Annotated in this window: 13 protein-coding genes; 6 read left to right on the top strand and 7 right to left on the bottom strand. The window is 63.0% G+C overall.

What is annotated here, in order from left to right:
- Positions 1-17 precede the first annotated feature (17 nt).
- Together glsA and GC125_RS12935 are read right to left on the bottom strand one after the other, a co-directional pair.
- A complete protein-coding gene (gene glsA / locus GC125_RS12940; RefSeq protein ID WP_151986020.1) occupies positions 18-1013 on the bottom strand; it encodes a glutaminase A in 996 nt (331 codons plus the stop codon).
- Between the two features lie 174 nt (positions 1014-1187).
- Positions 1188-2402: an NADP-dependent isocitrate dehydrogenase gene (locus GC125_RS12935; protein ID WP_151986019.1), complete on the bottom strand. Its 1215-nt coding sequence runs from the start codon at positions 2400-2402 to the stop codon at positions 1188-1190.
- A gap of 222 nt (positions 2403-2624) precedes the next feature.
- Here GC125_RS12935 and GC125_RS12930 point away from each other — a divergent pair, with 222 nt between their 5' ends.
- From GC125_RS12930 to ttcA, 6 genes are all read left to right on the top strand, one after another.
- A complete protein-coding gene (locus tag GC125_RS12930) occupies positions 2625-3467 on the top strand; it encodes an RNA methyltransferase (protein ID WP_151986018.1) in 843 nt (280 codons plus the stop codon).
- Positions 3460-4329, top strand: coding sequence for a glutamate racemase (murI, locus tag GC125_RS12925; RefSeq protein ID WP_502706059.1), 870 nt, complete (start codon positions 3460-3462; stop codon positions 4327-4329). Before GC125_RS12930 ends, murI begins: the two co-directional genes overlap by 8 nt.
- Before the next feature lie 55 nt (positions 4330-4384).
- Positions 4385-4546, top strand: a complete 162-nt coding sequence (locus GC125_RS12920) for a YqaE/Pmp3 family membrane protein (RefSeq protein ID WP_151986017.1) — start codon at positions 4385-4387, stop codon at positions 4544-4546.
- Between the two features lie 220 nt (positions 4547-4766).
- Complete coding sequence (gene rpsD, locus GC125_RS12915; protein ID WP_151986016.1) at positions 4767-5384, top strand: 30S ribosomal protein S4; 618 nt, start codon at positions 4767-4769, stop codon at positions 5382-5384.
- Positions 5385-5595: 211 nt separating this feature from the next.
- On the top strand, positions 5596-6285 hold the full coding sequence (locus GC125_RS12910; RefSeq protein ID WP_151986015.1) for a hypothetical protein: 690 nt from the start codon (positions 5596-5598) through the stop codon (positions 6283-6285).
- A gap of 38 nt (positions 6286-6323) precedes the next feature.
- On the top strand, positions 6324-7133 hold the full coding sequence (ttcA, locus tag GC125_RS12905; protein WP_151987876.1) for a tRNA 2-thiocytidine(32) synthetase TtcA: 810 nt from the start codon (positions 6324-6326) through the stop codon (positions 7131-7133).
- Here ttcA and GC125_RS12900 read toward each other — a convergent pair.
- From GC125_RS12900 to purL, 5 genes are all read right to left on the bottom strand, one after another.
- The gene (locus GC125_RS12900; RefSeq protein WP_151986014.1) at positions 7117-8388 is read right to left on the bottom strand and encodes a multidrug effflux MFS transporter; all 1272 of its coding nucleotides are present in this window, start codon (positions 8386-8388) and stop codon (positions 7117-7119) included. The genes ttcA and GC125_RS12900 overlap by 17 nt on opposite strands.
- Before the next feature lie 13 nt (positions 8389-8401).
- Positions 8402-9589, bottom strand: coding sequence for a multidrug effflux MFS transporter (locus tag GC125_RS12895; RefSeq protein WP_151987874.1), 1188 nt, complete (start codon positions 9587-9589; stop codon positions 8402-8404).
- Positions 9590-9910: 321 nt separating this feature from the next.
- Complete coding sequence (gene grxD / locus GC125_RS12890; RefSeq protein WP_151986013.1) at positions 9911-10246, bottom strand: Grx4 family monothiol glutaredoxin; 336 nt, start codon at positions 10244-10246, stop codon at positions 9911-9913.
- A 132-nt stretch (positions 10247-10378) separates the two neighbouring features.
- Positions 10379-10612: a BolA/IbaG family iron-sulfur metabolism protein gene (locus tag GC125_RS12885; RefSeq protein WP_126010077.1), complete on the bottom strand. Its 234-nt coding sequence runs from the start codon at positions 10610-10612 to the stop codon at positions 10379-10381.
- 45 nt (positions 10613-10657) lie between these two features.
- Positions 10658-12898, bottom strand: coding sequence for a phosphoribosylformylglycinamidine synthase subunit PurL (gene purL / locus GC125_RS12880; RefSeq protein WP_151987872.1), 2241 nt, complete (start codon positions 12896-12898; stop codon positions 10658-10660).
- Positions 12899-12917: the final 19 nt, after the last annotated feature.

Below are 12917 nucleotides of genomic sequence, written 5' to 3'. Positions count from 1 at the left end.
GACAATCGTTCCGACCGTTAGTCGGAACTGCGGACGGCGCCGAAGATGGACCAATCGGTGCGCTCGATCAGAAGCTCCAGGCCGAGCGTGCCGAGCCAGCTGTTGCCCATGGGGTCGAGGGCGGGCGACCAGACCGCGATCGACGCGCGATGAGGGGCAATTGCGAGAATGCCGCCGCCGACGCCGGACTTGGCCGGCAGGCCGACGCGAAACGCGAAATCGCCGGAGCCATCATATTGGCCGCACAGCATCATGATTGCGAGAATGCGACGGGCGCGGCGTGCTTGCTGGATGCTGTCGTCGCCGTCGTCCGGATCATCATGCATCAGGAATCGACCGGCTTTCGCCAGGCCGCGGCAATCGAGCGTGATCGCGCATTGGTGGACATAGGCGTCCATCACGTCCGCCACCTCGTGATCGAGGTTTTCATGGTGCTTGGCCATGTACATGAGCGAGCGGTTCAGATCGCCGCCTGTGCGGTCGCTCGCCATCACGTCCGGGTCGAGCGACAGCGATTCGTCGTCGATCATGCCTTTGATGAAATCGACCACGTGACGGTTCGGGCCCGACTTGCCGCCGATGCCGACGAGGGCGTCGCAAACGACCAGCGCGCCGGCATTGATGAAGGGATTGCGCGGCTTACCCTTGTCGCGCTCCAGATCGATGATGGAATTGAAAGGATCGCCGGAGGGTTCTCGGCCGATCCGCTTCCATAGCTTCTCGCCCAGCGCCTCCAGAGCCACTTCCAACGCAAAGACCTTGGAGATGGACTGGATGGGAAAACCGGTGCCTGCATTGCCGGCCGAGACAAGCTCTCCATGGCGGGTGAAGACGGCGATGCCGAACTTGTCGAAATCGCCCTTGCGGGGCGGCGCCTTGTCCCTCTCACGGGCCGTCTCGACGGCCTTTTCGTGCATGGAGGGCGCGGCCTCGCGCACACGTTCTACCACATTGCCGAGAATGGTGCGCAGCCGGGACGGGTCGTTCAGCGGATCGGTGGAGTGGTCGGTCATGCGGTGGCGTTCCCCCTGTTGACTGTCGAGCGCTCGCGCGGGCCCGTGTATGTCGCAATAAAGGCGCCGCGCTCTCTTCGTTCCAAATATTGAGCGGGATTGGATGCCCACCAAAGAAAAACCCCGCGGCGCGAACCGCGGGGTTTGGAAGACTTAACCCAAGAAGACGAAGCCTCAGGCGGCCATGGCCTTCTGGAGGTTCTCGTCGATCTTGTCGAGGAAGCCGGTCGTGGAGAGCCAAGGCTGATCGGGACCGATCAGGAGTGCGAGGTCCTTGGTCATGTGGCCGCTTTCGACGGTCTCGATGCAGACCTTTTCCAGCGTGTCGGCAAAGCGGGCGAGATCGGCATTGTCGTCGAGCTTGGCGCGGTGCGCGAGACCACGGGTCCAGGCGAAGATGGAGGCGATGGAGTTGGTGGAGGTCTCCTCGCCCTTCTGGTGCTGGCGGTAGTGGCGCGTGACCGTGCCGTGTGCGGCTTCGGCTTCGACCGTGTTGCCATCCGGGGTGAGCAGAACCGAGGTCATCAGGCCGAGCGAGCCGAAGCCCTGCGCGACCGTGTCCGACTGGACGTCGCCGTCATAGTTCTTGCAGGCCCACACATAACCGCCCGACCACTTCAGGTTGGCAGCGACCATGTCGTCGATCAGGCGGTGTTCGTACCAGATCTTTGCTTCCTTGAACTTCGCCTCGAACTCGGCCTCGTAGACTTCCTGGAAGATGTCCTTGAAGCGGCCGTCATAGACCTTGAGGATGGTGTTCTTGGTCGACAGGTAGACCGGCACCTTGCGCTGCAGGCCGTAGTTCAGCGAAGCGCGGGCGAAATCGCGGATCGAATCGTCGAGGTTGTACATGCCCATGGCGATGCCTGCGCTCGGCGCGTCGAAGATCTCGTATTCCTGCTCCTTGCCGTCTTCGCCGACGAACTTCATGTAGAGCTTGCCCTTGCCGGGGAACTTGAAGTCGGTCGCGCGGTACTGGTCGCCATAAGCGTGGCGGCCGACGATGACCGGCTTGGTCCAGCCCGGAACGAGGCGCGGGACGTTCTTGCAGATGATCGGCTCGCGGAAAATGACGCCGCCGAGGATGTTGCGGATCGTGCCGTTGGGCGAGCGCCACATCTTCTTCAGGCCGAACTCTTCGACGCGGCCTTCATCGGCCGTGATCGTGGCGCACTTGACGCCGACGCCGTGCTTCTTGATCGCGTGGGCCGCGTCGATCGTCACCTGGTCGTCGGTGGCGTCGCGGTTTTCCATGCTGAGATCGTAATATTCCAGATCGATGTCCAGATATGGATGGATCAGCTTGTCCTTGATGAACTGCCAGATGATGCGGGTCATCTCGTCGCCGTCGAGTTCAACGACCGGGTTTGCGACCTTGATCTTACTCATGCAGGAAAAGCCTCTCTCTCTCCAAAAAAGCCATGGACGGACGGCATGCCGCCGCATCCAGAACAACTGGCGCGTCCTATAGCATCGCGATTGCCGATGGCAAAGGAGAAGCGAAGCCTTTGAGCGCCAAGGCTTGGCCGGCACGCAGCACACGGTGTATGAGCGCAGCGGACAAACGCTGTGGCTCTTGGGCGCAGCGCTGAATGCCGCGAGGGAGCCCAAATGGCCGGAACCGATAGAAAGCGCGCGCTGATCGCGGAAGGCCCGGCGATCGTGCTGGTGGAGCCGCAGCTTGGCGAGAACATCGGCATGGTGGCGCGCGCCATGGCGAATTTCGGCCTGTCGGACCTGAGGCTCGTCAATCCGCGCGACGGTTGGCCGAGCGAGAAGGCGCGCCAGGCAGCGTCCAAGGCCGACCACGTGATCGATGCGACGCAGGTGTTCGACACGCTCGCGGAAGCGATCACCGACCTCAATTTCGTCTATGCGACGACGGCGCGCGAGCGCGACGGCTTCAAGCCGGTACGAGGACCGGTCGAAGCCGGGGCCACGCTCCGGTCGAAGTTTCGCGAAGGACAGGCGACCGGCATCCTGTTCGGACGCGAGCGCTGGGGCCTCAAGAACCACGAGGTGGCGCTGGCCGACGAGATCGTCACGTTTCCGGTCAATCCCGCTTTCGCTTCGCTGAACATCGCGCAAGCCGTGTTGCTCATGTCCTATGAATGGATGAATTCGGGCCTTTCGGACGTCACGGAGACCGCGTTCACCCACAACGACATGACGCCGGCGACAAAGGAAGAGACCTTCGGCCTGTTCGATCATCTGGAAGAGGCGCTGGATGCGCGCGGCTATTTCAGGCCCGAGGACAAGAAGCCGAAGATGGTCGACAATCTGCGCACGCTTCTGGCGCGCCGGGGCCTCTTTTCGCAGGAGATCCATGTGCTGCGCGGGGTGATCAATTCGCTCGACCGCTATTCGCGCAAGCGCCCGCGTGGCAGCGGCGCGCCGGACGATCTCGTGTCGCAGCCTGCCGATCGGCCTGATGAAAGCCCGGACCATGGGTGAGGCCAGCATGAGTGATGGCGGGCCTGTCCTCGTTTTCGATTCGGGCATCGGCGGGCTGACCGTGCTGCGCGAATTGCGGGTGCTGCTGCCCGGCCGACGGCTTGTCTATGTGGCGGACGATGCGGCGTTTCCCTATGGGGCATGGGAAGAGGATGCCCTGCGGACGCGTATGGTGGCGCTGTTTGAACGGCTGATCGCGGCGCACCGGCCGTCGATCGCGGTGATCGCCTGCAACACGGCTTCGACGCTGGCGCTCGGAGATCTGCGGGCGGCTTATCCGGACCTCGCTTTCGTGGGCACGGTGCCGGCCATCAAGCCTGCGGCGGAGCGTACCCGGTCAGGCCTCGTATCCGTACTGGCGACGCCGGGGACCGTGAAGCGGCAATATACGCGCGACCTGATCAGCGACTGGGCGACGAAATGCCATGTGCGCCTCGTCGGCAGCACGGAACTGGCCGGGCTTGCCGAAACCTACATGCGCGAGGGTTTCGTGGACGAGGAGGCGGTGCGCGCGGAGATCGCGCCGTGCTTCGTGGAGCGCGACGGAAAGCGCACCGACATCGTGGTGCTTGCCTGCACGCACTATCCGTTCCTCGTCAACCGCATGCGCAAGACCGCGCCCTGGCCGGTCGACTGGCTCGATCCGTCGGAGGCGATCGCGCGGCGGGCCGTGAGCGTGCTGAACGGGGACCGCACAAGCGCGGATGGGGCACGCGCATTCGAGGACGAATCACGCGAGGAGGCCAGCCCGGATATTGCTCTTTTCACCTCGGCGAAGCCCGATCCGGCGATAAGGCGGCTGATGCATGGCTTCGGTCTGCGCGTTCCCGATGATTTTGCAGCGCACAATTTTTCCGTCTGATCCGGAACCTGGGGCGTCCGGTGCCGTTATCGGAAAAATGAATAAGGAGTTTCTTATGGACCTGATCCGCATCATCATCGCCATCATCCTGCCGCCGCTCGGCGTGTTCATGCAGGTCGGTCTCGGCAAGCATTTCTGGATCAACATCATCCTGACGCTGCTTGGCTACATTCCGGGCATCGTGCATGCCATCTGGATCATCGCTCGCGTGAAGTGATGCCTCGGCCGCGTTGACAAACGCGGTCTCTTCCCATAATCACCCCCACAACGCCCGGCGGCCACGTCGGGCGTTTCATTTGACGTGTCCCGTGGATCACGCCTTTCGAGGTGTCGGTCCTGTCAGCCGAAGGGCTTTGCCCGATGGCAGAGGAGGGCGCGTTTCCTTCTGGCGTTGCATGAAGATGCGACGTCATCGTTTTGTTTTGAAAGGAAATGCGATGAGCAAGCGCGAATCGTCCAAGTACAAGATCGATCGCCGCATGGGCGAAAACATCTGGGGTCGTCCGAAGTCCCCGGTGAACCGCCGCGAATACGGCCCCGGCCAGCACGGCCAGCGCCGCAAGGGCAAGCTTTCGGATTTCGGCGTCCAGTTGCGCGCCAAGCAGAAGCTCAAGGGCTACTACGGCGACATCCGCGAGAAGCAGTTCCGCAAGATTTACGAAGAGGCCAACCGCCGCAAGGGCGATACCCCGGAGAACCTGATCGGTCTTCTGGAATCGCGTCTCGACGCCATCGTCTACCGCGCGAAGTTCGTGCCGACGGTTTTCGCGGCACGCCAGTTCGTCAACCACGGCCACGTTTCGGTCAACGGCGTTCGCACCAACATCCCGTCCTACCGCTGCAAGCCGGGCGACGTGATCGAAGTACGCGAGAAGTCCAAGCAGCTCGTCATCGTTCTCGAAGCGACGCAACTCGCCGAGCGTGACGTTCCGGACTACATCGAAGCCGATCACAACAAGATGGTCGCGACTCTGGTACGCGTTCCGGTTCTCGCCGACGTTCCTTACGCCGTGCAGATGGAACCGAACCTCGTCGTCGAGTTCTATTCGCGCTAAGCGTTCCGCTTACGTTTCTTCAAAAGGCCGCGTGCTTGCACGCGGCCTTTTTGCTTTTCAAGAGTATGTCTTTGGCTAAGGCGCCAAAGGCGCACGCCGTGCTAATGTCGACGCTCGACGTCGATTCGTCAGGGGCGGTCGGCAAAATGACACTTCTAAGACGGTCGTCGAAGCCCGCGGCTTTGAACGATCGGGGAAGATTGTGGGCGCATTGCCAAACGCTTCACTGATCTCCGGTTCGAACGAGATCGCATTCCGGCATCTGATTGCCACAACGCTCGCCATCGCCGCATTGGTTGCTGCCGTGCTCATCGGCTCGGCCGGCTTCATCACATCGCTGACGGGCGAGGGCGGCGTCGTTGAAACCCTTTCGGCGGCGGGCTACCTCGTCGCCGCCATCTGTCTCATGCGCGAAGGAAGCAAACGCTTCGTCAAAGCGCATTTCTATTTCGTCGTGATCCTGTTGGCGCTATGCATGCGCGAACTCGACTTCCACAACATGATGACGACGATGAGCATCACAAAAACCAGTTTCTATGTTTCGGCCGACGTGCCGCTGATCGAAAAGATCGCGGCGATCGCGGCCATCGCAACGGTCATCGGTGCGGGCGTGGTGATGGGCTTGCGCCACTGGCGACAGTTCGTGGCGGGTGTTCGCGCGCTCAACCCGACTGCAATCGCGGTGATGGCTGCCGGGCTCTCGATCGTCGCGTCGAAGACGCTCGATGGCTTGCCGCGCAAGCTCGAAACGGCTGGGATCGAGATGGGCGCGAACTCCGCGCTCGTTTCCACAGGCATCGAGGAAGTGATCGAACTCGGCATACCGCTGTTTCTGATGTGTGCCGTCTTTGCCTTCTTTCCGCGCCGTAGCCAGACCGCCGAACGCGGCGCCAAGCGGTGAGTGCGGTCGAGTCCATTGCCGGCGACTATCCGCCGATCATGGCGAATGCGCCTTCCTCGGTGACGTTCAACAAGCTGCGCAAGCGGCTGTTGCGGCAGGCGCGCCAGGCGATCGAGGATTTTCAGATGCTGCGCCCGGAAACGGGGGCGACCCGTCCGCGCTGGCTGATCGCACTTTCGGGCGGCAAGGATTCCTATGCGCTGCTCGCCGTCTTGAGCGAGCTGCAGTGGCGCGGGCTTTTGCCTGTCGAACTGCTTGCGTGCAATCTCGACCAGGGGCAGCCGAACTTTCCCAAGCATGTGCTGCCGGAGTTTCTCACCCGGAACGGCATCGCGCACCGGATCGAATACCGGGACACCTATTCGGTGGTGAAGGAAAAGGTGCCGGAAGGCGCCACCTATTGCGCGCTCTGCTCTCGCCTGAGGCGCGGCAACCTCTACCGGATCGCGCGTGAGGAGGGGTGCGAGGCGCTGGTGCTCGGGCATCACCGTGACGACATCCTCGAGACGTTCTTCCTCAACCTCTTCCATGGCGGCAAGCTGGCCGCGATGCCGCCCAAGCTCCTGAACGACGAGGGCGACCTTCTGGTGTTGCGCCCGCTCGCCTATTGCGCCGAGGACGAGCTGGCGAAATTCGCCAGCGCCATGGAATTCCCGATCATTCCCTGCGACCTCTGCGGATCGCAGGACGGGCTTCAGCGCAACGCGATGAAGGCGATGCTGAGCGACATCGAGCGGCGCATGCCGGGCCGCAAGGACACGATGCTGAAGGCGCTGGCCAATGCCCGGCCTTCGCATCTGCTCGACCCGAAGCTCTTCGATTTCGGCGCGATCAATCCACCGGCCTGACGAAGAGCTTTCCACGCTCGGTGATGAGCACGATCACCAGTGCGATGCCGCCGAAGCCGGCAAAGGCTAGCGAGAGCGGGATGAGCGTGCCGTTGAACGCCTGACCGATCATGCCGCCCAGCACAGCGCCGCCGGTGAACGAGATGACGCCGATGACCGAGGACGCGGTGCCGGCGATGTGGCCGAGCGGCTCCATGGCGATGGAATTGAAATTGTTCGCCACCAACCCGAAGGACAACATGCAGCAAGCGAGCAGGATGTTCGCCACGTAGAAGTTCGGCGTGCCGAACAGGCTGAGCACGAGCAGGATCGCGCCGAAGCTCATCATGGCGATCAGGGCGCCGTGCGAGATGAGCCGCATGCCGAAGCGCTGGACGTAGCGGCCGTTGAGGATCGACGTGATCGCCATGCCGACGGCGCTGAGCGCGAAGCCGAGGGCGAACCATTCGCCCATGCCGTAGATCGAATCATAGACCTGCTGGATCGAGACGATGAACGAGAAGAGCGCGCCGAAGAGCAGCAGCGAGCCGAGCGTGTAGCCGACGGCGAGACGCGAGCGGAACACCTCGCCGAAGGCATAGACGAGGCCTGAGAACGACAGCTCGATGCGCTCGGTGACCGGAAGCGTCTCCTTGAGGCGGAAGCTCGTCCACCCGGCAAAGAGGAAGGCGGCCGCGCCGAGGAAGGCGAAGATCGCCTGCCACTCGGCAACGAGCAGGATCGCCTGTCCGACCGCGGGTGCCAGGATCGGCACGATCATGAAGACCGTGAAGACGTAGGACATGACGCGCGCCATGTCGCGGCCGCCATAGCAGTCGCGCACGATGGCCGTGACGATGATGCGCACCGACGCGGCCCCGATGCCTTGAATAAGGCGGAGCACCAGCAGCGTGTTGAAATCATCGACAAAGAGGACGGCGAGCGAGGCAGCCGCGTAGACCGCGATGCCGGGCAGCAGGACGGGCCTGCGGCCGAAGCGATCCGACAGCGGGCCGAAGAGGATCTGTGCGAGACCGAAGCCGAGCGCGAAGACGGTAATGACCGCCTGGCGATCGTTTTCATCGGCGACGCCCAGCGCCTCGCCGATCGCGGGAAGTGCCGGCAGCATGATGTCGATCGACAGCGCGATGATGGAGGTGAGGGCGGCGGCGAGCCCGATGAATTCGTAAAAGCCGACGCCGGCCCGGTCCGATCCGTTGAGCGGAGCGGGGGCCGGGCTCGCGGCCGTGCGGCCGATGGGGGAATTCTCGTTCATGGGACGATCCGGATCATAATCTTGAGAAAAGGCGGCCGCGTTCGGCGACCAGCACGAGGATGAATGCAATGAAGGACACCGCACAGAAGCCGGCGACCAGCGGCAGCGCGGTGCCGTTATAGAGCTGGCCGATGAGCGCGCCGATGAGGCCGCCGCCTGCGGTCTGGAGAAAACCGAGAACCGAGGACGCGGTGCCGGCCACGTGGCCGAGCGGCTCCATGGCGAGCGCGTTGAAGTTCGCGCCGATCCAGCCGAACTGGAACATGGCCGCGATGAAGAAGACGAGGAAGAGCCAGAGCGGCAAGGTGCCGACGAGCGAGGCGAGCAGCCAGACGAAGCAGACCGCGATGAAGCCGACGAGCGCGCCATGGGACAAGGTACGCATGCCGAAGCGACCGACGAGGCGGGAGTTGATGAAGGAGGACAGCGCCATGAAGGCCGCGACAAGCGCGAAGACGGCCGGGAACCACACGCCAAGCCCGTAGATTTCGACGAAGATCTGCTGCGCGGAATTGAGGAAACCGAACATCGCGCCGAAGACCGCCGCCGTTGCGAAGGCATAGCAGACCGACATGCGGTTGGAGAGCACGATGCGGAACGCTTCGACGAGCTTGCCGAAGCGCAATTCGCGGCGATCGGCCGGCTTCAGCGTTTCGGGCAGCCGGATGGCGACCCAGGCGAGGACTGCAAGCGCGACGAGCGCGATGAAGACGAAGATCAGGTGCCACTCGCCGAAGAGCATGATCAATTGGCCGAAGCCCGGCGCCAACACCGGCACGACCATGAACACCATCATGACGATCGACATGATCTCGGCCATCTGACGGCCGCCGAAGACGTCTCGGACCAGCGTCACGGCGATCACACGGGTGGCTGCGGCGCCGATACCCTGGGCCATGCGCAACAGGAGCAGCATTCCGAAGCTCGTCGAAAGGGCCGCGAGACCCGCGCAGATGGCGTAGATGACGATGCCGATCATAAGCGGCTTGCGGCGCCCGAACCGGTCGGCAATCGGCCCGAAGAAGAGCTGAGCGCCGCCGAAACCGACAACATAGGCGGAGAGCACGAGCTGGCGCTGATTGGCATCGGCGACGCCAAGCGATTCGCCGATCTGCTGGAGGCTCGGCAGCATGATGTCGATCGACAGCGCATTGAGCGCCATTAGCGATGCGACCATCGCGATGAATTCCATCCGCGACAGGGGCGGCGGTGGTCCAGCGGGAGCCGGTGTCGAAGCGACGGCATCTTGCGATGCGGCATCGGCTGCCGATCGAAGCGGTTGGTCGTCCATGGAACCCTCGGATGCCGACTGGCAGAAGGCCCGAGGCGTACGCAAAGCGGCACGGACGGGCAAAAGGTGCAGAAAAATGCTGCGAGCGCGAAGAGACTAGCCGGGATCGGCGTCAACGCAACCGGAAATGTTCCGGGAATGGATGAACGATCGCGATGGAAGGTTCAATCCTGGTGATGGGAGAGCCGCGACGGGCGCGGCTCTCGGCATGTTTTCAGGTCTGAGGCAGGCTCAGGCGTTGCTGCGAACCGCGATGCCCAGATCGGCGAGGTGCGACTGCAATTCCTGGTTCTGGAACATTTCGCGGATGATGTCGCAGCCGCCGACGAATTCGCCCTTCACGTAGAGCTGCGGGATCGTCGGCCAGTTGGAGTAATCCTTGATGCCCTGGCGCAGATCGGCATCGGCCAGCACATTGATGCCTTTGTAGTCGACGCCGACATAGTCGAGAATCTGCACGACCTGGCCTGAGAAACCGCATTGCGGGAACTGGGGCGTGCCCTTCATGAAGAGGACGACGTCGTTGTTCTTCACTTCATTGTCGATGAAATCGTTGATCGCGCTCATGAGAATGTCCTTCGTCTGCCGGTCGAGGTGCCGGCAACGGATTGGTGTCGGTTGTTTCTAGATAGGAGATCGGGCGGGGCTTGTCGAGTTTGCGCTCAGGCGGCCGGTCGGCACAGCCGGGCGGACACCCCGTCAGTCCGGGGCGCTTGTCTGCAGCGCGAGCGCGTGAAGGACGCCGCCCATATTGCCCTTCAGGGCATTGTAGACCATCTGATGCTGCTGCACGCGGTTCTTGCCGCGAAAGCTCTCCGAGACGACCTCAGCGGCATAGTGATCGCCGTCGCCGGCGAGATCGCGAATCGTCACGCGCGCGTCCGGAATGCCTTCCTTGATCATTTTTTCGATGTCACCGGCACTCATCGGCATGGGTGAGGGTCTCCTTGTTGGACGTCAGCCAGGATAGGTCGCGGGTCAGGCCACTGCGGCCGCCATCTGGTTCTCCATATAGTGAGGGAACCACGTTTCATGGGCGTCGCGCAATTGCGCAAGCGGAATGGCGAAGCGGTCATCCACTTTCAGCGCATTGCCGGCGACCGTGCCCAGGCGGCGGAACGGGATGCCGGCGCCTTCGGCATTCATGCAGACGAAATTGGCGAGATCGGACGCAATGGTCACGACGTAGCGGGCCTGATCCTCACCGAACAGCAGCGCATGAAGCGGCTGGCCGGAAGATTGCGCCGCACTTTCCAGCGACAAATCCATGCCGTGGCCCGACGCCAACGCCATTTCCGCCAGCGTCATTGCCAGGCCGCCGCTCGAAATGTCGTGGCAGCTGGTCACCTGGCCATTGCGGATCGCCGAGCGCACGAAATCGCCGTTGCGCTTTTCGAGCGACAGATCGACCGGCGGCGGCGGACCATCGGCCTGGCCTAGGACGTCGCGCAGATAGACCGACTGGCCGAGATGGGTGCCATCGCCGCCAAGCAGGATCACCGCGTCACCTGCTTTCGCTCCACCAATGCGAGCCATCTGCTGCCAATCGGGCAGGATGCCGACGCCGGCGATCGTGGGCGTGGGCAGGATCGCCTCGCCATTGGTCTCGTTGTAGAGTGAGACGTTGCCCGAGACGATCGGGAAGCCGAGCACGCGGCAGGCTTCGCCGATGCCCTCGATGGCCTTGACGAGCTGGCCCATGATTTCCGGGCGCTCGGGATTGCCGAAATTGAGGTTGTCGGTGGCAGCAAGCGGCTCGGCGCCGACAGCGGTGAGATTGCGCCAGCATTCCGCCACGGCCTGCTTGCCGCCTTCGAAGGCATCCGCCTCGCAATAGCGCGGCGTCACGTCTGACGAAAAGGCGAGCGCCTTGGTCGCATGACCCTCGACGCGGACCACGCCGGCATCGCCACCGGGAAGCTGCAGCGAATTGCCCTGGATCAGCGTGTCATATTGCTCGTAGACCCAGCGGCGCGAAGCATTGTTGGGCGAACCGACGAGATCGAGGATCGCCTGGCCGTAATCGGCTGGCTCTTCGATCTGGCTTGCCGGCAGCGGCGAATAGACGCCGGGTTCGCGCCACGGGCGATCATATTCCGGCGCCTCGTCGCCCAGCTCCTTGATCGGCAGGTTCGCGACTTCGACGCCCTGGTGCAGGATGCGGAACCGCAGATCGTCCGTCGTTTTGCCGACGATGGCGAAATCCAGACCCCATTTGGTGAAGATCGCCTCGGCTTCCGCTTCCTTTTCCGGTCGCAGCACCATGAGCATGCGCTCCTGGCTTTCCGAGAGCATCATCTCATAGGCGCTCATCGCCTCTTCGCGCACGGGAACCTTGTCGAGATCGAGTTCGATGCCGAGGTCGCCCTTGGCGCCCATCTCGACGGCCGAGCAGGTGAGGCCCGCCGCGCCCATGTCCTGGATGGCGATGACGGCACCCGATGCCATCAATTCCATGCAGGCTTCGAGCAGGCACTTCTCGGTAAAGGGATCGCCGACCTGCACGGTCGGGCGCTTCTCCTCGATCTTCTCGTCGAATTCGGCAGAGGCCATGGTGGCGCCGCCGACGCCGTCGCGGCCTGTCTTGGCACCGAGATAGACGACGGGCAGGCCGACGCCTTCGGCCTTGGAATAGAAGATCGCATCGGTCTTTGCGAGGCCGGCGGCAAAGGCGTTGACGAGGCAGTTGCCGTTGTAGCGGGCATCGAATTCGACTTCGCCGCCGACGGTCGGCACGCCGAAGGAATTGCCGTAGCCGCCGACGCCGGCGACGACGCCGGAGACGAGGTGGCGGGTCTTCGGATGATCCGGTGCGCCGAAGCGCAGCGCGTTCATCGCCGCGATCGGCCGCGCGCCCATGGTGAAGACGTCACGCAGGATGCCGCCGACGCCCGTTGCTGCGCCCTGGTAGGGTTCGATGTAGGAGGGGTGGTTGTGGCTCTCCATCTTGAAGACCACGCAGTCGCCATCGCCGATGTCGACGACGCCGGCGTTTTCGCCCGGACCCTGTATGACCTGCGGGCCCGTGGTCGGAAGCGTTCGCAGCCAGCGCTTGGAGGATTTGTAGGAACAGTGCTCGTTCCACATGGCCGAGAAGATGCCCAGCTCTGTGAAGGTCGGCTCGCGCCCTATCAGGTCGAGAATGCGCTGATACTCGTCCGGCTTGAGCCCGTGGGCTTCGATCAATTCCGGGGTGATGGCGATCTTTTCAGGCAGCATGGGCATCTCGGATCTGTCG

Origin of the sequence: Rhizobium sp. EC-SD404 (assembly GCF_902498825.1) — a bacterium.
Lineage (GTDB): Bacteria > Pseudomonadota > Alphaproteobacteria > Rhizobiales > Rhizobiaceae > Georhizobium.
The sequence above is the reverse complement of the archived record's forward strand: the minus strand, read 5'-3'. Positions and strand labels throughout refer to the sequence as shown.

What these genes read in the sequence shown, in the direction of transcription:
- glsA (WP_151986020.1), bottom strand. Translation starts at nt 1,013, where the DNA reads ATGACCGACCACTCCACCGATCCGCTGAACGACCCGTCCCGGCTGCGC.
- GC125_RS12935 (WP_151986019.1), bottom strand. Translation starts at nt 2,402, where the DNA reads ATGAGTAAGATCAAGGTCGCAAACCCGGTCGTTGAACTCGACGGCGAC.
- GC125_RS12930 (WP_151986018.1), top strand. Translation starts at nt 2,625, where the DNA reads ATGGCCGGAACCGATAGAAAGCGCGCGCTGATCGCGGAAGGCCCGGCG.
- murI (WP_502706059.1), top strand. Translation starts at nt 3,460, where the DNA reads ATGGGTGAGGCCAGCATGAGTGATGGCGGGCCTGTCCTCGTTTTCGAT.
- GC125_RS12920 (WP_151986017.1), top strand. Translation starts at nt 4,385, where the DNA reads ATGGACCTGATCCGCATCATCATCGCCATCATCCTGCCGCCGCTCGGC.
- rpsD (WP_151986016.1), top strand. Translation starts at nt 4,767, where the DNA reads ATGAGCAAGCGCGAATCGTCCAAGTACAAGATCGATCGCCGCATGGGC.
- ttcA (WP_151987876.1), top strand. Translation starts at nt 6,324, where the DNA reads ATGGCGAATGCGCCTTCCTCGGTGACGTTCAACAAGCTGCGCAAGCGG.
- GC125_RS12900 (WP_151986014.1), bottom strand. Translation starts at nt 8,388, where the DNA reads ATGAACGAGAATTCCCCCATCGGCCGCACGGCCGCGAGCCCGGCCCCC.
- grxD (WP_151986013.1), bottom strand. Translation starts at nt 10,246, where the DNA reads ATGAGCGCGATCAACGATTTCATCGACAATGAAGTGAAGAACAACGAC.
- GC125_RS12885 (WP_126010077.1), bottom strand. Translation starts at nt 10,612, where the DNA reads ATGCCGATGAGTGCCGGTGACATCGAAAAAATGATCAAGGAAGGCATT.
- purL (WP_151987872.1), bottom strand. Translation starts at nt 12,898, where the DNA reads ATGCTGCCTGAAAAGATCGCCATCACCCCGGAATTGATCGAAGCCCAC.